Annotated in this window: 20 protein-coding genes and 1 tRNA gene; 8 read left to right on the plus strand and 13 right to left on the minus strand. The window is 67.0% G+C overall.

Features of this window, described 5'->3' with window-relative positions:
* The first annotated feature begins 218 nt into the window (after window positions 1-218).
* A complete protein-coding gene (locus AB4Y79_RS02780; RefSeq protein ID WP_441858568.1) occupies window positions 219-1,238 on the plus strand; it encodes a pirin family protein in 1,020 nt (339 codons plus the stop codon).
* Here the strand turns inward: AB4Y79_RS02780 and AB4Y79_RS02785 are convergent.
* Both AB4Y79_RS02785 and AB4Y79_RS02790 read right to left on the minus strand, forming a co-directional pair.
* A complete protein-coding gene (locus tag AB4Y79_RS02785; RefSeq protein ID WP_441858569.1) occupies window positions 1,235-2,179 on the minus strand; it encodes an N-acetylglucosamine kinase in 945 nt (314 codons plus the stop codon). The genes AB4Y79_RS02780 and AB4Y79_RS02785 overlap by 4 nt on opposite strands.
* Window positions 2,176-3,159 (minus strand): LysR family transcriptional regulator, encoded by a 984-nt coding sequence (locus AB4Y79_RS02790; protein WP_441858571.1) that lies wholly within the window; start codon window positions 3,157-3,159, stop codon window positions 2,176-2,178. The genes AB4Y79_RS02785 and AB4Y79_RS02790 overlap by 4 nt, the downstream gene beginning before the upstream one ends.
* 158 nt (window positions 3,160-3,317) lie before the next feature.
* On the opposite strand from AB4Y79_RS02790, the gene AB4Y79_RS02795 reads away from it, so the two are divergent.
* Window positions 3,318-4,556, plus strand: a complete 1,239-nt coding sequence (locus AB4Y79_RS02795; protein WP_441858573.1) for an MFS transporter — start codon at window positions 3,318-3,320, stop codon at window positions 4,554-4,556.
* Window positions 4,557-4,697: 141 nt separating this feature from the next.
* Window positions 4,698-5,201, plus strand: coding sequence for an Lrp/AsnC family transcriptional regulator (locus AB4Y79_RS02800; RefSeq protein WP_441858575.1), 504 nt, complete (start codon window positions 4,698-4,700; stop codon window positions 5,199-5,201).
* Window positions 5,202-5,238: 37 nt separating this feature from the next.
* Here AB4Y79_RS02800 and AB4Y79_RS02805 read toward each other — a convergent pair whose 3' ends face one another.
* A complete protein-coding gene (locus AB4Y79_RS02805) occupies window positions 5,239-6,486 on the minus strand; it encodes an MFS transporter (protein ID WP_441858577.1) in 1,248 nt (415 codons plus the stop codon).
* Between the two features lie 169 nt (window positions 6,487-6,655).
* Between AB4Y79_RS02805 and AB4Y79_RS02810 the strand changes: the two genes are divergently transcribed.
* Together AB4Y79_RS02810 and corA are read left to right on the plus strand one after the other, a co-directional pair.
* On the plus strand, window positions 6,656-7,150 hold the full coding sequence (locus AB4Y79_RS02810; RefSeq protein WP_441858579.1) for an Lrp/AsnC family transcriptional regulator: 495 nt from the start codon (window positions 6,656-6,658) through the stop codon (window positions 7,148-7,150).
* Window positions 7,151-8,146 carry a magnesium/cobalt transporter CorA gene (gene corA, locus AB4Y79_RS02815; protein ID WP_441858581.1) on the plus strand — a complete coding sequence of 332 codons (996 nt, stop codon included), beginning with the start codon at window positions 7,151-7,153 and terminating at the stop codon, window positions 8,144-8,146.
* Between the two features lie 73 nt (window positions 8,147-8,219).
* On the opposite strand, the gene AB4Y79_RS02820 is transcribed toward corA, so the two are convergent.
* From AB4Y79_RS02820 to galU, 5 genes are all read right to left on the minus strand, one after another.
* Window positions 8,220-8,372 (minus strand): hypothetical protein, encoded by a 153-nt coding sequence (locus AB4Y79_RS02820; RefSeq protein WP_308930369.1) that lies wholly within the window; start codon window positions 8,370-8,372, stop codon window positions 8,220-8,222.
* Window positions 8,373-8,452: 80 nt separating this feature from the next.
* Window positions 8,453-8,528, minus strand: a tRNA-Ala gene (locus tag AB4Y79_RS02825).
* A gap of 123 nt (window positions 8,529-8,651) precedes the next feature.
* Entirely contained in the window at window positions 8,652-9,572 is a 921-nt protein-coding gene (locus tag AB4Y79_RS02830; RefSeq protein WP_441858893.1) for a hypothetical protein, read from the minus strand.
* Between the two features lie 105 nt (window positions 9,573-9,677).
* Window positions 9,678-10,298 (minus strand): GNAT family N-acetyltransferase, encoded by a 621-nt coding sequence (locus AB4Y79_RS02835; RefSeq protein ID WP_441858583.1) that lies wholly within the window; start codon window positions 10,296-10,298, stop codon window positions 9,678-9,680.
* Window positions 10,299-10,302: 4 nt separating this feature from the next.
* The gene (galU, locus tag AB4Y79_RS02840) at window positions 10,303-11,208 is read right to left on the minus strand and encodes a UTP--glucose-1-phosphate uridylyltransferase GalU (protein ID WP_441858585.1); all 906 of its coding nucleotides are present in this window, start codon (window positions 11,206-11,208) and stop codon (window positions 10,303-10,305) included.
* Window positions 11,209-11,313: 105 nt separating this feature from the next.
* Here galU and AB4Y79_RS02845 point away from each other — a divergent pair, with 105 nt between their 5' ends.
* From AB4Y79_RS02845 to AB4Y79_RS02855, 3 genes are all read left to right on the plus strand, one after another.
* Window positions 11,314-11,934 carry a 5-formyltetrahydrofolate cyclo-ligase gene (locus AB4Y79_RS02845; protein WP_441858587.1) on the plus strand — a complete coding sequence of 207 codons (621 nt, stop codon included), beginning with the start codon at window positions 11,314-11,316 and terminating at the stop codon, window positions 11,932-11,934.
* A gap of 112 nt (window positions 11,935-12,046) precedes the next feature.
* Window positions 12,047-12,310, plus strand: coding sequence for an FmdB family zinc ribbon protein (locus tag AB4Y79_RS02850; RefSeq protein WP_441858588.1), 264 nt, complete (start codon window positions 12,047-12,049; stop codon window positions 12,308-12,310).
* 110 nt (window positions 12,311-12,420) lie between these two features.
* Window positions 12,421-13,149: an RcpC/CpaB family pilus assembly protein gene (locus AB4Y79_RS02855; protein ID WP_441858590.1), complete on the plus strand. Its 729-nt coding sequence runs from the start codon at window positions 12,421-12,423 to the stop codon at window positions 13,147-13,149.
* Window positions 13,150-13,270: 121 nt separating this feature from the next.
* Here AB4Y79_RS02855 and AB4Y79_RS02860 read toward each other — a convergent pair whose 3' ends face one another.
* The 5 genes from AB4Y79_RS02860 to AB4Y79_RS02880 form a co-directional block, all read right to left on the minus strand.
* Complete coding sequence (locus AB4Y79_RS02860; protein WP_441858592.1) at window positions 13,271-17,515, minus strand: AAA family ATPase; 4,245 nt, start codon at window positions 17,513-17,515, stop codon at window positions 13,271-13,273.
* Between the two features lie 128 nt (window positions 17,516-17,643).
* A complete protein-coding gene (gene guaA, locus AB4Y79_RS02865; RefSeq protein ID WP_441858594.1) occupies window positions 17,644-19,233 on the minus strand; it encodes a glutamine-hydrolyzing GMP synthase in 1,590 nt (529 codons plus the stop codon).
* Window positions 19,234-19,321: 88 nt separating this feature from the next.
* Window positions 19,322-19,831: a DUF3817 domain-containing protein gene (locus tag AB4Y79_RS02870; RefSeq protein ID WP_441858596.1), complete on the minus strand. Its 510-nt coding sequence runs from the start codon at window positions 19,829-19,831 to the stop codon at window positions 19,322-19,324.
* Window positions 19,828-20,691, minus strand: coding sequence for an SURF1 family protein (locus AB4Y79_RS02875; RefSeq protein ID WP_441858597.1), 864 nt, complete (start codon window positions 20,689-20,691; stop codon window positions 19,828-19,830). Before AB4Y79_RS02875 ends, AB4Y79_RS02870 begins: the two co-directional genes overlap by 4 nt.
* Before the next feature lie 77 nt (window positions 20,692-20,768).
* Entirely contained in the window at window positions 20,769-21,257 is a 489-nt protein-coding gene (locus AB4Y79_RS02880; protein WP_308930360.1) for a PTS sugar transporter subunit IIA, read from the minus strand.
* Between the last annotated feature and the right edge of the window lie 12 nt (window positions 21,258-21,269).

Below are 21,269 nucleotides of genomic sequence, written 5' to 3' on the forward strand. Positions count from 1 at the left end.
TGTTCTCTCGGACGGGCTGTTCTCAGCACCGCGACATTGCCATCAGCACACTGATAGTTACGGTAACCCAATCGGGGGCCGGCATCACCAGATCTGGCCGCAAACCCCGCAATGGAATCCCTACTGTGACCATTCGGCACCCCGGCAGCCACGGATGGGTTTCCGGGCGGGGCAAACGCGGATGTCCGGCCGGGACGGAGCGCGCCTAAAGTGGAGGCGTGACCAACTTGGAAGTTTCACCCCAGCAGGAAATCTGTCCCCCGGCCCCGGCGGAGGGAAGATCCGGGCCCTGCCTGCAGTTGTGGGCCGAACGCGAGGTGCCGCTGGGCGGGGTGCGCGCCATGAACGTCAAGCGCACGTTGCCGCAGCGCGGGTTGCCAACGATCGGGGCCTGGTGCTTCCTGGACAGTTTTGGTCCGGACCGGACAGCGATGTCGGTCCTTCCCCATCCCCACATTGGGCTGCAGACCGTGACCTGGCCCTTGGCGGGACATATCCGCCACCGGGACAGCGTGGGCAGCGACGTGGTGGTCCGGCCAGGAGAATTGAATATCATGACCGCCGGACGCGGGGTCTCGCACTCCGAGTTCGCGATGCTTCCCGCCGACGGCGGCGAGTTGCCGCTGCAGCGCGGCCTGCAGCTTTGGGTTGCCCTTCCCGACGCCGACCGGCACCGGGCGCCTGCCTTCGAACAGCACCGGGAGTTGCCGGTGGCCAGCGGCCCCGGGTTCACCGCCACGGTGATGGTGGGTGAATTTGGCGGCGTGGTGTCCCCCGCCACGATGTACTCACCGATCACGGGCGCAGACGTCGCCTGCGAAGGGGACGCGGTGCTGCCGCTGAACCCGGACTTTGAGCACGGTGTCCTGGTGCTCGACGGCGGCCTGGCGGTAGACGGGGAGGACCTGCCTGCGGGGCCGCTGGGCTACCTTGGCGCGGGCCGTAGTGAGCTGAGGGTGCGGGCACGCCCCGGCACCCGGTTCCTGCTGATCGGCGGTGAGCCTTTCGGCGAGGAACTGTTGATGTGGTGGAACTTCGTGGGCCGCACCCATGAGGAAGTGGAGCAGGCCCGCGAGGACTGGGAAGCTCAGGCAGCCCTTCCGGATGCCGTGGCGGCTGGTGCCCGCTACGGCCTGGTCCGCGGACACGGGCCGGACGCCGGGGCCGAAGCCGGCCGCATCCCGGCTCCGCCCCTTCCGGGCGTCCGGCTGACCCCCAGGAAGCGCACCGTGGATTAAGCAGGCGCCCCTACCAGCTCCAGCACACCGAAGACGGGTTCCTGGTCCAGAACCCTGACGTCCGTGATGCCTGCTTCGGACAGGTTCCGGCGGAAGGATTCCTGCACGGGCACCACGTTCATGCCCAGGCCGCCGCCCAGGATCACCGGCCCGTCGAGTCCCAACTGTCCCAGCACCTGTCCGGCCAGTGCGGCAAGGTCCTTGCCGGCCTGGTCCAGCAAGGCTGCGCTGTCCTGATGTCCGGCGGCTGCCGCCTCCACCACGTGCCTGGCCTGCTGTGCCCAGAATCGCCTCCCCGTTTCCGGCGAGTGGAACAGCGCAATGAGCTTGTTCGGGTGGTCCAGGCCGCAGCTCTTGAGCAAGGCCGAGGTGAGGGGATCGACCGGAAGTCCCTGGTTCATCCGGCGCAGGCTGTGCCGCACCGCTTCCCTGCCCAGCCAATAACCGCTGCCTTCGTCCCCCAGGAGGTAGCCCCAACCGCCGGCCCTGGCCTCGCCGCCGTCGGCATTGCGTCCCCAGGCGGCCGAGCCGGTGCCCGCAATGACCGCCACTCCCGTTCCGGCCCGTCCGGCGGCGAGCAGCAGGCGCGAGTCGTGGACAACGGTGACCTTGGCTCCCGGGACGAGGGGCTGGATCAGCCCGGCCAGGGCGGCGGCGTCCTCGTCGGTGTCGATTCCGCCCGATCCCGCATATACCCGTGCCACGGGACCGGCTCCGATCCGGGCGAAGAGGCCAGCCAGGTTGCGGGCCGCCTCCTCCCGGGTGACGTTCTGTACGTTGGAACTTCCGGCGGATTCGTCGGCAACGGGGATTCCGTCCTGGAAGCGGACGCCGTGCGTTTTGGTGCCGCCGATGTCCAGTCCGATCGTGATGCCGTGCAGTGGATTGGCGGGACCTGCCTGCCCGACGGGGGCGGTGGAGGGGTTCTGGGTGTTCGTCACGTCACAAGGGTACTTGCCCGGGTGACCAGGCTTGCCACCAGGCCCGGCCCTTCGGCCACCACAAGTTCGCGGAACAACCGCGCCGGCACAGGCTCGGTGCCAGGTTTTCGGCGCCGCCAACTGACGCCGACCTCGCGGAAGGCCAAGACGGAATCCAGCGGTACTTCCACCCAGCCCAGGTCCCCTGTTTTGGGGCGCCGGGTTCGGCCCGGTGCCCCTGCGGCAGGCGGCAGTATGCCCACGCCGAGGCCGGCCGAGACGAGCCCGCGGACCGTGTGGGAGTCCTGGCTTTCGAACGCGATTCGGGGCCGGAACCCGGCGTCCCGGAACAGGGCGTCGGTCAGGGACCGCAGTCCATAGCCTGGGCCGAGTGCCACGAATGGCTCGGTCCGGATGTCGGCCAGCCGGGCCATCCGCTGCCGCGCCAACGGGTGGGCGTGATGCACCACCAACCGGAGCGGCTCACGGTACAGCGGCGCCGAATCGAGGCTGCGTCCAGGGGCCGCAACGGGCGCTGTCAGGGCCAGATCGGCTTCCCCGGCTGACAGCTCATCCAGGCAGGTATCCCGGGCGCCTTGGCTGAGCCGGAACCCGGTACCGGAATGCCGGGCGCGGAAAGCGCTGATCAGCAGCGGCAGGACGGCCTCGCCGAACGTGTGCTGGAAAGACACGGACACCGTGCCGCGGACCACCTCGGACTCATTGCGCACCAGGTCCAGTCCGGCCTGGAACTCCGCGAGCGCCTGCTCGATGTAGGGCAGCAGCCTGCGGGCGGCAGGGGTCAGGCGGACCCCGCGGCCGTCCCGGACCAGGAGCTCGGTGCCGACGGCGGCGCTTGCCCGGGCCAGCGCCCGGCTCACCGTCGATTGGGGTACGCCCAGGAGCACCGCGGTTTCCGTGACGTGCTCGGTCCGGCCCAGCTCGGCCAGCACCGGAAGGAGCGGAAGGAGCTGCGCCAGTTGTTTGCGGTCCGGTTCCAATGCCGCCCTTCCTTGCCCGCCGATCAGGGAGCGGCAGCCGCCGGGCTGGTCCGTTGGGAGGGTGGCGGCACTCGTGTTCAGTATGATCCGTTTCTGCTATGAGTTTGCCACAAAGTATGCATTGGATGCATCAGTTGTCCCGGGGCTACGCTGGCAGGATGCCCCAGAATCAGCGCGGCGGCACTGCCGCTCCCCCACGCTGGACCGGCCATGCCAAGGGATCCAGGGCCTACGGGCGGATCCTCGCCGGGTTGTCCTGCGCCGGCGTGGCCACGTTTGCGCAGCTCTACTCGACGCAGGCCGTCCTGCCTCTCCTGGCGGCAGATCTGCACGTCACAGCCGCCGAAGCCGCCCTCACCATCTCGTTGGCCACCGTTGGACTGGCCGCCACCGTCATTCCCTGGTCTTTCCTGGCGGACAGGATCGGCCGGGTCAAAGCCATGATGTGGGGCATTTCCGCGGCCACCGTCCTGGGGCTCCTGGTACCGCTGTCGTCCGGGTTCGCCATGCTGCTGGTCCTCCGCCTGCTCGAGGGGATGGCCCTGGGCGGCATCCCCGCGATCGCCATCGCTTACCTCAACGAGGAGGTCAGCAAAGCCCACGCGGCGCTGGCAGCGGGAAGCTATGTAGCCGGCACCACCCTGGGCGGCCTGTCCGGTCGGCTCGTGGCAGGCCCGGCCGGCGAGCTCTGGGGATGGCGGGCCGCTGCCCTGGCGGTCTCCCTGCTCGCCACAGCCGCCGCCGTAGCGTTCCTGGCCCTCGTGCCCAAGGCGCAGGGCTTCGTCCCGGCCCAGGTGTCGGGACTGCGCGGGGCCCTGCGGACCCTCGGCGGACACCTGCGCAATGTCCGGCTGCTGGCCATTTATGCGCAGGCCTTCCTGATGATGGGCGGTTTCGTGGCCGTCTACAACTACCTGGGTTTCCGGTTGTCGGGCGCACCCTTCGGACTCCCGGCGACCGTTATCAGCCTGATCTTCCTGGCATACCTGTCCGGGACGTTCTCTTCCCGCTGGGCCGCCACCATGACCACCCGGTTCGGGCGTCGCAACGTCCTGTTGGCCGGGCTCGCCCTCGCCATGGCTGGACTCGCCCTGACCCTGACCCCGAACCTGGTGCTGATCCTGGCCGGCCTGGTGGTGTTTACCGGCGGCTTCTTCGCGGCCCACAGCATCGGTTCCGGCTGGACGGGTGCCATCGCCAGCACCGGCCGGGCCCAGGCGGCATCGCTGTACAACCTTGCGTACTATCTTGGCTCCAGCGTGCTGGGCTGGGCCGGCGGCCTGGTCTTCCAGGCGTGGGGCTGGAATGCCCTGGCGGGAGCCGTCATTGTCCTGGCCTGCCTGACGGCAGCAACCGTCGCCGTCGTCCATCCTGGAACGGACCCGGCCGCAGCCTGACAGCCCTGCGCCGTACTCGAATTAACCCGCTTCAAGAAGCTGCCGGGCAACTTGAATGTTCGGTGGGGCGTGCTCCGACAAGGCGGATGGCGGCCTTTCTTCGGTCTAGGATGAACTGAGGACCCTTTGGAAGGAAACGCAGTGAGCACGAATGGCAGGAACTTCAGGCCCGGGACGCACCTGGAACCCTTGGATGCCATTGACGAGAGGCTCCTGGCAGCCCTCGTGGCCGATGCCCGGATCTCCAACAAGCAACTCGCCGAGATGGTGGGAATTGCGCCCTCAACAGCCCTGATGCGGACCCGCGCCTTGTCTGAGCGGGGCATTGTGCAGGGCTACGAGGCAAAGTTGAGCCTGTCGGCGATCGGCAGGTCCGTGCAGGCGCTGGTGGCCGTGCGGCTCCGGGCCCATGACCGCGACCAGATCGACCGCTTTACGGCCCGCGTACCCCACCTGCCGGCTGTCCTGTCCACCTTCCACACGTCCGGTTCGGTGGACTACCTGCTGCACATCGCCGTCGGGAGCACCGAAGACCTCCGGGACTGGGTGCTGGACAACCTGGCTACCGACCCCGTCGTGGGCCATACCGAAACGACGCTGGTCTTCGAGCACATCCAAGGCAACCACGGCCCGCTTCCGGAGTAGCACCACCGGCCGGAAACAGGGTTGCCCTGCGATGCTGTCAGGCGGCGGCCCGCTGCTTTGCCGACTGGACGAACGTCGTCGCCGACAGGACCAGCGCCGCCGCACCGCACCACAGCACGAAACCCTGCACCGCAGCGGCCATTCCAACCGCTGCGCTGGCCCACCCCAGGCCAAGGACCGGAACCGCACTCCCCAAATAGGTGATGACGTAGACGGTGCTGATGATCTGGGCATGCCGGGCCGGCTCCACCTTGTCCGCGACGTCGTTGAACACGGTCCGGAACGCCAGTCCCTGGCCCAATCCGGCGGCGACGGCCGCGGCGACCAGCAGCACCGGGCTGTGCCACACACCGGCGGCTCCCAGCATCACCACCGAGACGCCAAGGACGGCTAGGCCTGCCGGTACCGTGAACCGGCTGCGCACCGTCACCAGCTGGCTCATGGCCGACGCCCCCAGCGGCAGCCCTGCCAGGATGCCGATCAGCGGCCGGGAATCCGTGGCAAGGACTTGGGCGAAATAGCCCGGAGCCAGCGAGAGGCTGAAGCCGAACACGGCGAAGCTGAGGAAGCCGACGCCGGAGGCCAGCCAGAAGGCTCCGCGCGCCTGGCGTGAAACGGAAGGGCGCCGGGGCGCCAGGGCGTGGAGCGGCCGGGTCGAGGCCGGGGCCATGATTGCCGGGCGTGCGCGGATCAGGTACAGCGGAACGAGGAGCCCGGCAAGCAGCAGGGAGTGGACGGCATACGGTGCCGTGGTGGCGCCGGGAAGCAGCGACAGCAGGCCGCCGATCACGGGGCCGGCGGCGACGCCCCCGGAGGACGCCAGCAGCGTGAAGCGGGATGCCCACTCCGGCCGCGACGGGAGCAGCTCCCGCAACGCGGCTGCGCTGGCTCCGGTGGCAAGGGCTACGGCGGTTCCCTGCAGGGCCCGGCCGGCGCAGAGCGCCGCCAGTGTCTGCGCTTCCGCGAAGATCCAGCCGCCGGCCAGACCCGTCAGCACAGCCACCAGGAGGGCTGCCCGCCGTCCAATGTGATCGGACCAGTGGCCGGCCAGCAGCAATGTTCCCACCAGGGCGAGGACGTAGCTGGCGAACGCTGCAGTCACGTCCAGGCTTGAGAGTCCAAGGCTGGACTGCAGGAGGGGGTACAGCGGCGTGGCCAGGTTGGCACCTACGAGGAGCATGAAGATGACCGCGCCCGAAATAACCAGCCGGGCAGTGGTGGAGGCGTTCCACCCGGCGTGCGTGGCCGCTGCCGGGCGCATGCGCAGTTCACTGAAGACCGTCATCGTGCCGCCTTAGGGATCGCCGCGGCGAACAGTCCTTGTGGGAGGCCGGCGCGGATACAACTGTGATGCTTCAAGGGTGGGGCAGGATTGCGTGATCACACTGCTCTTCGGGGGATAATTGAGCATAATCATCAATTACCGGACCGAGATATGCTGGAGAGTGACGATCTTGAACAAGTTGGACGCTACGGACCTGAAGATCCTCCTGGCCCTCATCAGGGATCCGCGGATACAAATCGGCGAGCTCAGTGAATCCTTGGGCATCGCGCGCAATACTGCCCAGTCCCGGGTGCGCCGTCTGCTGCGCGCTGGCGTCCTGCGTCCGGGAGGCCGCGAGGTTGACCTTGATGCGGTGGGCTATGACGTGGTGGCCTTCGTGACCATCGAAGTCTCCCACCGTGAACTGGACGGGGTGGTGGCCGCGCTCCGGCTTATCCCGCAGGTCCTGGAGGTCCACGAGATCTCCGGCCGCGGAGACGTCTGGTGCCGGGTGGTGGCCACGGATACGCACAATCTCCAGGCGTCCCTGCGTCAGGTCCTGAGGATCAAGGGCGTTATCCGGACCGAGACGGTACTGGCCCTGCACACCCATATCCCGTACCGGACCGAGCCCCTTATCAGCGGCCTCAGCAATGCCGCATCTGCGACGGCTAGGATTTCCTGAATGACCATCATCGATAACGCCGTCTACGTCAACGGCGTCCGCCACGCGGAGCCCGAAAGCCTGGAGCAGACCTTTGAAACCCTCGCCCGGCACGGGGGCATGGCGTGGATCGGGCTCTACCGGCCCACGGCGGAGGAAATGGCGGCTGTGGCGGCGGAGTTCGGGCTGCACGGCCTGGCGGTCGAGGATGCCGTCTCAGCCCATCAGCGGCCCAAGCTGGAGCGGTACGACGACAACCTGTTTACCGTCCTGCGGCCTGCCCGGTACGTGGACGCCGACGAAACCGTGGAGTTCGGTGAGCTCCATGTCTTCACCGGCAAGAACTTCGTGGTGACGGTCCGCCATGCCGAAACGGCCGGGGTGGCCCGGGTGCGGCAGCGCCTGGAGGCGCGGCCCGACCTTCTCCAGCACGGGCCCGAAGCGGTGCTGTACGCCCTGCTGGACCGGGTAGTGGACGACTACGCGCCGGTGGTGGCCGGACTTGAGAACGACATCGACGAGATCGAGGACCAGCTGTTCAGCGGAGACTCCTCAGTGTCACGCCGGATTTACGAACTGGCCCGGGAAGTCATCCAGTTCCAGCGTGCCATCCACCCGCTGCCGGAGATGATGGACCAGCTGAAACGGGGTTTCGAGAAGTACGGGGTGGAAACCGATCTGCGGCACAGCCTGCGGGACGTTGAAGACCACGTTGAACGGGTGATCTCCCGGGCAGACTCCTTCCGCGACCTGCTGCAGAACGCCCTGACCCTGGACGGAACCCTGACGGCAAACCGGCAGAACGAAGCCAGCGCCGAGCAGAACGAGCAGGTTAAGAAGATCTCGTCCTGGGCGGCCATCCTGTTCGCACCATCGTTCGTTGCGGGGATCTACGGGATGAACTTTGACAACATGCCCGAGTTGCACTGGCCCCTGGGCTATCCCATGTCACTGGGCCTGATGGTGGCCATTGCGGCCCTCATGTACGGCATCTTCAAGAAGAAGGGCTGGATTTAAACCACGCGCCCAGGGCATCACCCTTCGTAAGAGGTGGCGCCCTGGGCGGGAAATGCGTTGCAGCCGGCCGGGGTCAGGCGTTGGTCCGGCGCTTAAGCCAACCCCAGACACCCGTTGCGACGAACAGGACCAGGCCGATGATGGCGAGCCACAAGAGGCCCTTCACGACGAAGCCGACGATGGACAGAATGAGCCAGACGACAAGAAGTCCAATGATTATTCCCATGGGGCCACTCTAGGCCTGCCTGGCTGCAATGGCGCGGGCATTCGACTGCGTTTCGCCCATAAAGATGGATGGAAACTCTTTGGTGGAGCTAAGGAGATTCGAACTCCTGACCTCTTCGATGCGAACGAAGCGCTCTACCAACTGAGCTATAGCCCCGGGGTTCTCCGCAACCTGCGAGGTACTGCAAGCCGATGCGGAACCGGTGACCCTAGGCTACAAATAATCAGTGCCCAACACCAAATTTGCGCTCGCAGACACGCGCAGGAACCTTCCGGGCCCCTACGCGCGTCGGCGCTGGAGGACGTCGTCGAGGTTGCTCAGGGCGCTCTGTGCCTTGGTTAGCTGCGGGGTACCCGCCGGCTGGGCCGCAGCCTCCTGGGCTTCGGCGCCGGCAGCCCCCTGCTTCAGCAACGGCTTGCCGACCGCCTTGGGAGCGTCTGGGAGCTCAAGCGGCAATGGCGCCGGACGCTCGGCCTTGGCTGCCTCGACATACGTTGGCTTGGGAACTTCCACGGGCTCCCACGGAGTGCCTGCGGGAGCTCCGGCGCCGGCTGCAGAAGCACTAGTGTCACCGGCGGCTACAGCGACGGCGAGGGCCGCCTCACGCAATTCCATGGCAGTGAGCGGCTTGGCCTTGGACTCGCCGGCTTCTGCGTCGAACAGGGGGCTGTCGGGCCGGACGGGAGCGGCGTCGGGCTTGGGCGGAATGACCTGGTCCGGCTCCTGTCGCCGGGCAGGCGCACTCATGGCGGAGCGGAAGGCTGCGTTAACCTTCGCTTTACGGTCTCGGACCGCGAGCCACCGGAGCACGGCCACCGATCCGAAGGCCAGCGCAAAGGTGGTGAGTGGAAGAACGGGCGATCCCACTCCGAAGGGAAGGAGCACACCCGAGATGAAGGCGGTCACCAGGCACAGCACACCCACAAGGGCCAAGGCGGTCCGGTCGTACCGGATGCGGAACCGGGCCGGGGGCGGGGTACTGGCAGCACCGGCAGCGGCTGCGGCACTCTTGCTGGGTTCCATGGCTTTCTCCTGCTGGGCGGCGACGTTCAAGACCTTGCCGACGGGCTGGTCCGGCCTTTCATCGGCGGGGGCGTCTGCCGGGAAGTCGCCGGCGGCCTGGACCTGGCGCCTGCGGTTCCGGAGGACGTACGGGGCTACCCAAACGATCCAAAGCGCGACGGCAACCACGAGGATCACTGAGCTGCTAAGGGGGAAGTCCACACTCAAAACCGTATGAGCATCATGCCTGCTCAGGCCGCATTAGCCTCGGTGTGTCGTACCCCCGTCCACAAACCGATGGATTTATGACGGGCGGGACGCCAGCCACGGGGCCAGCAGGCCGTCCGGGACTTCTTCCGACGTCAGGGCAAACGAGCGGTGATCTGCCCACCGGCCGTTAATATGCAGGAAACGGGGCCGGTATCCTTCATCCCGGAATTTGAGCTTCTCCACCACCCGCAGGCTGGGTCCGTTCTCTGGCCGGATGTTGATTTCCATCCGGTGCAGCCCAAGTGTCCTGAAGCAGTGGTCCGTCACCAGGGCCACGGAGGTGGGCGCGATCCCCCGGCCGGCCCGTCCCTGGTCCACCCAGTACCCCAGGGTGGCCATCATGGCCGAACCCCAGACAATCGAAGACACAGTCAGCTGGCCCACGATGGCCGGATTCCGAAGTCCGGGTGTCCGCTCCGTGATGACGAAGGGAAGCGCAGAGGCTTGGGCCGCCTGCGCGTTCAGTGAACGCACCATGTGCCGGTAGTCGGGCAGCCCGCCTCCCGGTTCCGGGTTGGAAGCTTCCCAAGGCGCCAGCCACTCGCTGTTCCTGGACCGCACCTCGGTCCATTCCCTTTTGTCTCGGTAGCGGATGGGCCGCAGGACAAGGTCACCGCATTCGAGGGTGACCGGCCAGATGGGACCGGTACGCACGGCGCTAGCTGGAAAGGCCGGCGGTGAAACCCGGCAGCCATTCCCGCAGGCCGGGGCCCAGGTCATCGCTGTCGACGGCCAGTTGGACGCAGGCTTTCAGGTAGCTGAGCTTGTCCCCGGTGTCGTAGCGGCGGCCGCGGAACACCACGCCGTAGACCCCGTGGCCCTCGCCGTCTCCGGACGCGAGTTCCTGCAGGGCATCGGTCAGCTGGATCTCGCCGCCGCGGCCGGGAGCGGTGTGCTCGAGGACATCAAACACGGCCGGGTGCAGGACGTACCGGCCGATCAGTGCCAGGTTGGACGGCGCTTCGTCGGGTGAGGGCTTCTCTACGAGCCGGTTGACGCGGACATAGTCCTCCCCGTCCAGTTGCTCGACATCGGCGCAACCGTAGGCACTGATTTGTGCGGGCTCCACTTCAATGAGGGCGACGACGGAGCCACCGGTTTTCGCCTGCACGTCCATCATCGTACTGAGCAGTTCGTCGCGGGCATCAATGAGGTCATCGCCCAGCAGGACAGCGAAGGCTTCGTCGCCAACGTGCTGCTTGGCCCGGAGCACGGCATGGCCAAGGCCGTGGGGGTCGCCTTGCCGGACGTAGTGGATGTCCCCCAGCTGGCTGGCGGCCTGGATGGAGGCCAGTTTTTCCGTGTCGCCCTTGTCGGCGAGCGTTGACTCGAGGGAGGGCACGCGGTCGAAGTGGTCTTCCAGTGCACGTTTGTTACGGCCCGTAATCATCAGGATGTCGTGGAGGCCCACGTGGACGGCTTCCTCCACCACATACTGGATGGCAGGCTTGTCCACGACGGGGAGCATTTCCTTGGGCATGGCCTTGGTTGCCGGCAGGAACCTGGTGCCCAGGCCCGCTGCTGGGATGACGGCTTTGCGGACTCTGGGGTTACTGGTAGTCACCGGACTAATCTAACGTCAGCGTCAAGCATTTCAGTAACCACCGGCACAGCAACCCGTTATCAGTCCCGTGACGCCAGAGAACGCCGGACACCGAGGAAGGACACCATGCTGCAGGAAGCGAACCCCGTCAAGGACGAAATCCGTGCAGCCCATCGGCGCCGGCGCGCGGGACGGACGCAGGCGGAACTGGAGGCCGCTGGTTCGGCCCTGGCCCGCCACGGGGAGGCCTGGGCAGGATCCGCCACCGCCGGACGCCCGGGCCCCGTATGCGTCTATCTGGGAGTGGGGAAAGAACCCCCCACCTTGCCGCTGGTCAGCGCCCTGCACGGCAGCGGCCACGACGTCCTGCTGCCGGTGTGCGAGCCCGGCCGTGAGCTGAGCTGGGTGTTCTGGACCCCGGACACCAGCTTCGTGCGCAGCAGGTATGCGCCCATCCTGGAACCCGCCGGAGACCGCCACGGGCCCGAGGTGGCCGGCGGCGCAGCCGCACTCATCATTCCCGCCACTGCCGTGGACCTGTCGGGCAACAGGATCGGCCAGGGTGGCGGCTATTACGACACGTTCCTGGGGCACCTCGCCACCGCCGGGAAGGAAATCCCGCTTGCCGCTGTTATCTACGACGATGAACTGCTGCCCGCAGGCCGGATTCCTGCCGAAGAATTCGACCGGCCGGTTCCCGGTGTCCTGATGCCGTCCGGATACCGGCGGCTGACGGGTGGCGCCTGAGCCCGGTCCCCACCGGCCGCAGTGATAGAATTAGCACTCAGGCCCTGCGACTGCTAATGGATTACCAGGTGGCAGCACGGGACCTCTCGTTTGCCCAAGAGGAGGAGCACCAGTGCCAACATATGCTTACGCCTGCAAGGATTGCGGCCACGCCTTCGACGTCGTCCAGTCGTTTTCGGACAGCAGCCTGACATCCTGCCCCGAATGCGAGGGCACGTTGCGCAAGAAGTTCAACAGTGTGGGTGTGGTTTTCAAGGGTTCCGGTTTTTACCGCACCGACTCCCGCGACTCCAAGGGCAGCTCCGTCTCCCCCGCCCCGACTGCGGCGCCCGCGGCGCCTGCTGCAGCGCCCGCCGCGGCAGCTGCGGCCAACTAGCCCCAAGCACAATAACGACGACGGCCGGCGCCTTAGGGCGCCGGCCGCCTTTGTCCACATAGCAGCCGCCCCCACTGCCTTGCCGCCCCGGCCACCACTAGCGTGGGCGCATGCCTGTATATCCACGCCGCAGCCACGATGCCCTCCGGACCCAGAGCTCCCGTAACACGGCCCGTCCTGCCAAGGCGAACCGCCCCATCCTGGTCCGGGTTGCCGTTGTACTGAGCCGCAACCGCCGCCTCGCCGCTGCCCTGCTGCTGTGTGCAGCGGCGGCCGTCACGGTCAATCAGCTCACTCCGGCTCCGCTCTCAACCGTGACAGCGCTCGCCGCCGCGCGGGATCTGCCCGCCGGAACGGCGGTGACGGAATCGGACCTGGCCAACGTCCACGTGCCGCCCGGAATGGTGGCCGAGGGATTCCTCCAGGACGCCGGCGCAGCCGCCGGCAAGCAGCTCGCAGCACCGCTGCGAAAAGGCCAGCTCCTCACTGACGCACAGCTCTTGGGCCCAGGCCTCCTCACGGGGACGCCTTCCGGCTCGGCCGCGGTTCCGCTCCGGATGGCGGACCCGTCCTCCATCCAGCTGGTCTCACCGGGCCAGTTGGTCAATGTGGTGCTCACGTCGGCCAACGGCTTTGACCAGCACGGCCCCTCCGAGGTAATCGCGTCTGCGGTCCCCGTGCTGTGGACCTCGAACAAGGGCGGGCAAAGCGGTCAGTGGCTGGGTACAACGGAGACCGACGGGCTGATCGTGGTGGCCGCCAACGCCGAACAATCATCCCGGCTGGCCGGAGCGTCGACCCAGGGCAGGCTCTTCTTCGTCCTGGTCGGTCCGCCGTGACACCACGGCACCCGGGACCCCGCTAACTGCGCCGTCCGCGGGCTTGCGGCACCGGATGCCGGATGCCACAGCAAAGATTTCCCGGGCCACCCTCTGGCTGCCCGGGGCCCGGGCCTGTTGGTCAGCCCCAGTGCGGCGGCTTCTGTTCCTTCAACCAGGCGTCGTGGTCGTCCTCCCGGTCGCCCCAGCTGCGGGCGTCGTCTTCCGCGGCCTTGCTGGGCAGCACCTCTTCGGGACCACCGGTTGCCCGCGCTGCCGGGGGAGCCGGCAGCGGCGTGCCCGCCGGGGATGCTCCGCCAGCTGCTGGTTCCGTGTTCTCGTTCTCGCGCATATCTTCCCCGGCCCGATCTTCCGCGGGCCCTTGTTCGTCGGTAACACTGTCTTCCGCGGCCATGCCACCCGCCTCCTTGGTTTCCAGGCCACCGGCGCGCCGGCCCTGGCTTGGGCGGACTCCCGCGGCGGGTTCACCGGCATCGTTCCGGTTCCCGCCACTGCCGTGCCGGGGAAGGTACTCAACCCCGGTGGCGGGTGCTGCATCTATACCATTGAGCGCTTGGTCAACGTCGTCGTCAAGGAATCCGGCCGACGGTGCGGGCCTGCCCGGAAGCACCAGGTTCTCCAGGCCGAGATACCCGGCGATCCGGTCGGCGCAGGACGAGGGATCGGTAAACACCTCGATGGTCCACAACGGCATATAACGCCATCCCAGGCGTTCCAGCAGTTGCGGGCGCAGCCTGCTGCGTTCCCGTACGCTCATGGCGCGGTACTGCCCGGTGCCGTCCGATTCGATGGCCACCGGGCGTGGCAGGTCGGCTTCGTCCTTGCCCATGGTGTTCAGCGGGTCAGCCGCGGCGACAACGTCGATGGCGCCGTCGTACTGGTGCCACACCCGGGCACCGCGCGCACGCAACCTGTCACCCAAGTCGGCTACCAGAGGATCCGCGCCGAGTGCCTGTTCGCTGGCGGCGGCCCGGGACGCGGGAGTGCCGAGGTCGGTGTTACCGGAAATTTCGCGGTTCAGCAGCGTGTACAGGTCCACAGCCCCGTGCGTGAGCCGGGTGTGGTCCAGGTCCTCGGGCCGGAAGCAGGTGAGCACATGCATGGAACGCCGTGCCCGGGTCATGGCCAGGGCAAACTTCTCCCGGCCACCCTCTGCCGAGAGGGGCCCGAAATTGTGGAGCGCGCGGCCATGGGGAGTCCTGCCGAATCCGGGCGAGAAAATAACGTGGTCGCGGACCAGGCCCTGGGCCCGTTCCAGGTCCACAACCCTAAAGGACTCCGGGCCGGCGCCGAAGAAGCCGGCCATGCCGGGCTGGTTGGACAACTGAAGGCGGATGGACTCGCCAATTCGGGCGGCGTGCCGCAGGCTGGCGGTGACCACGGCAAGCGAGGTGCGCGGTCGCAGGCGAGCGTGCTCGAACACCAGCTCGACCACCCGGTTGACCTCAGCCACCACGGACTCCACGCCCTCGTGGTCGGCGCTGGGCAGGCCCGTACCGTCAGGCAGGTACTCCACCAGCAGCGACCGGTCCAGGCCTGTGGCCGACTGGCCTTCGGGCAGCCGGCGCAGGCCGCCGTCGTAAAAGTTCTTGCTCAGCTGCAGGACGAGGTCCTCGTCCACCGCGCGGTACACCACGTTCAACCGCCATACGGGTAGCACCGCGGAGAGCGCGGTGAAGGCGCTCTCCACCCGGTGGTGGGCAGTCTCGCCCGCGGCGAGTCGTTCCACGCCCACGGTGAAGGTCCGTGGCGATGCGATGCGCGGGTCGCCAAAGGCAATCACCTGGCGTGCGCGGGCAATCGACGGCAGGACGGCCTGCAACGAGGTGGCCTCGGCATCCAGGATCACGACGGCATCGAAGTGCTGTTCCGCCGGCAGCAGCCCGGTCATCAGGTAAGGGCTGACACACCACACCGGAACCAGCGTTCCGATCAGGTCAGGGGCCTGGGCGGTCAGGGCCGGCAATGACACCCGGCCGTCCTTGAGCAGGCTGCGCAGGAGGCCGGCCTGGCGCGGCTGTTCGGCGATGGCTCCGCGCCAGCGTTCCGCCAGGTCCCAGCGCAAGCGCGCGGCGCCGCTGGCGATGTGGGCGTTGTCCGCCAACCGGTACTCGGCTTCGAGCTGGCGGAGGGCGTCGCCGTCGGACATCGCCAGGTAGTCATCACCGCTGATCATTGCCTCGAGCGCGGACTGCCACCAGGCCAGTTCCAGCTCTGCGCCAACGGACCGTTCCGGGACTTCCCGCTCCGCAAGGTCGGCGAGGAGTTCACCCAGGCCGTGCTCGCGCATGTTTTCGATCAGGAGGGTGCGCTCGGGCAGCGTCTTGAGGGTGTCGGTATCCGCCACAAGGCGTTCCAGCCGTTCCATCAACTGCGCATAGGGCGCAGCCGCGAGGGATCCGCCGGCTTCCGTGTGGCGGAGCGCCTGGCCCAGCTGCGCCAGCTCCCCGTCCAGCGACCGGTACATGGCGTTCATTTCGGCCAGCCCGGACGGCACCGCCGGGTGGCGTTGGGTGGTGGCGTACCCGGCCCAGAGGGCGCGCTGCTCCTGGACCAGTACCAAGGATGTGTGCAGGTCTGCGATGTGCACGCCCGGGCGGACGTATTCCTTGGCCACCCGGCGCAACCTGGAGCGCTGCATGGAAGTCATCTCGATGCCGCGCTCACGGCGCCAGGCTGACGGTGCGGTAGCGGAAATCAGGTCCGTCACGGGCCGGTCAAAGATGTCTGGAGTGAATTTGTCCAGGCTGCCGCGGACGGCAACCAGCAGCTCCAGCTGCTCGCCCCACTCGGCAAAGGACTCCCCCAGCCGGATTTCGGCGTGCTCGGCAACGGCGTCCATGCGGTCGCGCAGGACCGGGAGGCTCTTGGCCACGGAGCGGACCAGGTCCTGGGCTTCCTCGGTTTCCTTACGGGTCAGCAGCCGTGCGCCGTGCCAGGGACTGGTGGTGGCAGCCTTGCTGAAGCTGCCCAGTTCAGCAGCGCGGCGCAGCCTGCCGGCCAGTTCATCGCGGTCCCGGATGCTGTCCAGGACGCTTCGCTTCAGCCGGACGGTGGTGGCCGGTGCCGGGTGGATTGAGGTGAGCTCGGCGAGTGACTGCATGGCCTGGTAGGGCGAGCAGCCCCACCGGTCGCGGACGTTATGGAGCGACGCCACGTGGTCCATGAGGGCATGCCGGTGCTCGGTCAGGGTGGTGTAGAGGTTGCCAAGCTGGGGTTCCAGGGACTTTTCGTTGCGGACGATTGCCCGCACCAGCTGGCCCCTCAGCTGCTGGGCGGTGACGTTCCCGGAGAGCTGGAAAAGGATGGATTCCAGCCCCAAAGATTCCAGCTGGCCGGACACCTCGTTCAGGCTGGCACGCCGGTCGCCCACCACCAGCACCGTCTTCCCGGCATCCACCAGGGCACCGATGGTATTGATGGCGGTCTGGGTCTGTCCGGTGCCCGGCGGCGTACTGACCACCAGCGAGTCGCCGGCCCGGGCAGCATCGACCACATACTGCTGGTCCGAGTCCGCGTCCAGGAGCAGCAACTCGTCTTGGGGATGCCTGTTGTCCAGGTGCGGGAAACGGGAGGGGTCCGGGTCTTCGACATCCACCACTTCGCCTCCGGCGGCGGTAGCCAGCGCGGACACGATGGGATGGGAGTCGTTGATCCAGGGATCGTCCAGGTTGCCGGAGAGATCGGCGAAGGTGGAAACGAGCAGGTTGTGCTGGGTTTCAGCCCCGTGGATGGGCCGGATCAGGCTTGCCAGCCGGTCCAGGACGGGCTGGGGGTCGAACCGGGCGGTGCTGTAGGCGAGGCGGGTCACGGCGTTGACGTCGAAGACGATCCCGTGGATGTTCTTCAGGTGCCGCACCAGGGCGGGGTTGATATGCGCCTGTTCGGTGAGCTGCAGTTCGAAGTCGTCCTCCCCCGGGCGGACCGTCAGGGAGATGGCAGTCAGCATGACGGGGGCGGACACGCGCTGGGGTTTACCCCCGACGGCGGACGTCCACACCACGGTGCCGGCGGACAGGTATCCGGCGTCGATGCCGCGGTCGTTGGAGAGCTCGAAGATCTTTGACCGGATGTTGCGCGACGCCCTGGCCGCCACCACATACTGCTGGCGGTCCCGGATCAGCGTTGACAGGCGTGTGCGGCGCCCTGCCATGAGCTGGGCGAGCCCGGAAGGGTGCGCGGATGTGAGGTCGATGGAGCCTTCGGGGGTCTTGGTGAAGCGCAGCATCGTGTCCGCGCCAGTGACGGGTTTAAGCCCGGACAGCCATTTGCGAAGCTCTTCCGAGCCCTCCGGGTGGCCTTGACCAACTGACACTTCTGCCTTCTTTTCTGCGTTTGCACGTGACGCCCTGGACCATACCGGCATAGATTCGAGAGTAGCCGCTCCGGTGCCGGACTTTAGCGACCGCAACACTGGAGCACAGGAAATTGCGGGGATTCTCCCGGGAAAAACAGTGGCCGGCCTCCGCTGGCGGAGGCCGGCCGCTCAAGGGGCTATTCCCATTCGATGGTTCCCGGCGGCTTGCTGGTGACGTCCAGCACCACCCGGTTGACGCCGTCCACCTCGTTGGTGATCCGGTTGGAGATCCGGGCCAGGAGATCATAGGGCAGACGCGACCAGTCGGCCGTCATGGCGTCCTCGGAGGACACGGGACGGAGCACGATGGGGTGGCCGTAAGTACGGCCGTCGCCCATGACGCCGACGCTGCGGACGTCGGCGAGCAGCACGACGGGCATCTGCCAGACCTCGTTGTCCAGGCCGGCGGCGGTCAGTTCGGCACGCGCAATGGCGTCCGCCTTGCGCAGCAGGTCCAGCCGTTCCTTGGTGATGTCACCGACGATCCGGATACCCAGGCCGGGGCCCGGGAACGGCTGGCGGCCGACGATCTCCTGAGGCAGGCCAAGCTGTGCACCCACGGCACGGACCTCGTCCTTGAACAGGGCACGCAGCGGCTCAACGAGCTCGAACTGCAGGTCCTCGGGAAGGCCGCCCACGTTGTGGTGGCTCTTGATGTTCGCAGCACCTTCGCCGCCGCCGGACTCGACGACGTCCGGGTACAGCGTGCCCTGGACCAGGAACTTGATCTTCTCGCCATGCGCAGCAGCCTCGGCGATGATGGCCAGTTCCGCTTCCTCGAAGGCACGAATGAATTCGCGGCCGATGATCTTGCGCTTGGTTTCGGGATCGCTCACGCCAGCCAGTGCGGAAAGGAAGCGTTCCTGCTCGTTGGCAACGTACAGCTTCACGCCGGTGGCGGCGACGAAGTCGCGCTCCACCTGCTCGGCTTCGCCTTCACGCAGCAGTCCGTGGTCCACGAAGACACAGGTGAGCTGGTCGCCCACGGCACGCTGCACCAGGGCAGCGGCCACGGCCGAGTCGACACCGCCGGAGAGGCCACAGATGACCCGTGCATCCCCCACCTGCTGGCGGATGCGCTCCACCTGCTCTTCCAAGATGTTGCCGGTGGTCCAGTTGGGCTCGAGCTTGGCGCCCTTGAAGAGGAAGTTCTCCAGGACCTGCTGGCCGTAGGCGGAGTGCTTGACCTCCGGGTGCCACTGCACGCCGTACAGGCACTTTTCCTCATTGGCGAAGGCCGCGACCTCGGCGCCTGCGGTGGTGGCCAGGACATCGAAGCCTTCAGGTGCTTCATGGACGGAGTCGCCGTGGCTCATCCAGGTCTTTTGGTGCTGCGGCATACCCTCGAGGACCGAACGCCCGTCGCCCAGGATGGTGGTTTCGGTTGAGCCGTACTCCCGCAGCCCGGTCTTATCCACCTTGCCGCCCAAGGCGTTGGCCATGGCCTGGAAGCCGTAGCAGATGCCAAAGACGGGGACACCGGCTTCGAAGAGGTCGGCACCAACGCTCGGGGCGCCGTCCGCGTAGACGCTGGAGGGGCCGCCGGACAGGATGATGGCGGCGGGGTTCTTGGCCAGTAGCTGCTCGGTGGTGTAGGTATGCGGAACCACTTCCGAATACACATTCGCTTCCCGGACGCGGCGGGCAATCAGCTGCGCGTACTGGGCACCGTAATCAACAACCAGCACCGGCTTCTGGGAAGTCTGGGATGCAGTGGGAGTAGTCACCGTACTAGCCTACTTTGCGCCGTTGCACCGACGCACCTTCAGAAGCCGCCCTGTGACGGATCAGACGTCCACGGCAGGGCGGAACTGCTCAGTAACGCTGCGGCGCCTGCGGGTTGGCGGCGAGCTCAGCCTCCACCTCGGCGTGGAACTTCTTCTCGACGATGAACGACAGGAACGGCACCACGCCGCCGAGGGCCAGCAGGACCAGCTTCAGGAACGGCCAGCGCATGAGGGACCAAAGCCGGAAGTTGGAGATCAGGTACACCACGTACATCCAGCCGTGGACGATCAGGACCGTGACGGAGACGTTGACGCCGTTCAGCACGGCCTGCGGTTCGGCGTCGGCGAATCCGAAGCCGAAGGGCTGGCCGGTGAGGGCGCTGGTGCCGCCGGCGAACAGGTACTGTCCGAAGCCGTACCGGGCCACCAGTTCCGCGCACAGCAGGAGCAGCATGGTGCCGGTGAGGTAGGCCATGACCTTGTAGAACTTCAGGGCCGACCGGATCTGCGCTTCGGTGCCGCCGAAGCGGCGCTTCTTGCCGGACGTCTTGCCGCCGGTGGCCTGCGACGAGGGGGTGGCCGGTTTCGGATCAATCATGGCTGTACCTTCTGCTGGTGCTGTTCAGGTCGCTGCTGTTCGTTCGGGTGCTGTGCGGGGGCATCGGAATCCCCGGCTTCGTCGAGGGCCTCTTCAAGGTCCCGGTGGTAGTCGTCCTTGACCAGCCGCCACCAGATGAAGAGGGCGAAGCCGGCAAAAACCACCCACTCGATGGAGTAGAAGAGGTTGAGCCAGTTGATCTGCTGCGACGGCGGCTGCGGGCCGATGTTCAGCGGAAGCAGGCTGCCAGGCACTGACGCGGCACTGACATCCTTGCCGCCCACCACCTCGGCCGTGGCCGAGACGAAGCCCGGGTAGCTGCTGACACCCCAGTAGTTGATGAGCTCGGCAACGGACACTGCCGAGGCCTCACCCGGTTTGGGAGCCTTGCCGGGAACAGGTGCCTCAGAGGGAATCAGGCGCCCGGTCAGTTCAACAACGCCCGACGGCGGGGCTGACGCGTCGGCAGGGTCTGCCACCCAGCCGCGTGCCACCGGGATCCAGGTTTGCGGTGATGCAGCCGCCCCCGTCAAGGTTGGGGCACCGTTGACGGCAAAGGCAGAAACAACCCAGTAGCCGGTTTTTCCATCATGGAGCCTCCCGGGGACCAGCACCTGCTTATCAGGGCTGTACGTTCCCTGGGCCGTGACCATCTGGTCTGAGACGCTGCCGTGAAAGAAGTCACCGGGCTGGAGGGTGCTGGTCAGCGGCTGGACCTGTTCAGTGGCGGGGTTGACCGGCGCTTCAGGCTGCGTGGAACGGCCGAACTGCCACTGGCTGAGCAGCACGAAGACCCCGGAAAGTGCGATCGCGAAGATGAAACCTGCGATCCATCGGGGCTTGAGGGCTGTTTTCCACACGTCTTAACCGTACTTCGTACTTCTGTAGAACAACTAAACGCCGGGGGCGTCCGGGTTGCTGCGCGGACCGGGCCGGTCTAGTGGTCGAAGAACACCAGGCTGGAATTGATGAGCTCGGCGATCACTTCGGCGTCGTAGGCCCGCCGCAGGGATTCGCGGAAGGATTCCTTGGACAGCGACCGGGCCAGGGTGGCCAGCACCTCCAGGTGGTCCGAGAACGAGCTGGCGGGGGTGGCGATCAGCAGGATTACGGTGGCCGGGCCGTCCGCGGCACCGAAGTCCAGGGCGTGGCCGTACTTGGTGATCCCGACGGCGATCGACGTACGGGAAACGAACTCGCTGCGCGCGTGCGGCAGCCCAACTCCGCCGGGGAGGCCGGTTGCCAGCTGGTGCTCCCGGGCGTTGACGTTCTTGAGGAACCCGCCCAGGTCCGAAATCCGCCCGGCGGCGTAGAGCCGTTCTGCCAGCTGGTTGGTGGCGTCGGTCTTGTCTTTCGCCTCCAGCTCCAGGATCACCATCTCGGGGGTGGTGAGTTCGGCGTCATACGGGTCAAGTGGTTCCGCCAAGGCGTATCCCTT

It is taken from the genome of Pseudarthrobacter sp. YAF2 (assembly GCF_052113345.1).
In the GTDB taxonomy this organism is placed as follows: Bacteria; Actinomycetota; Actinomycetes; order Actinomycetales; family Micrococcaceae; genus Arthrobacter.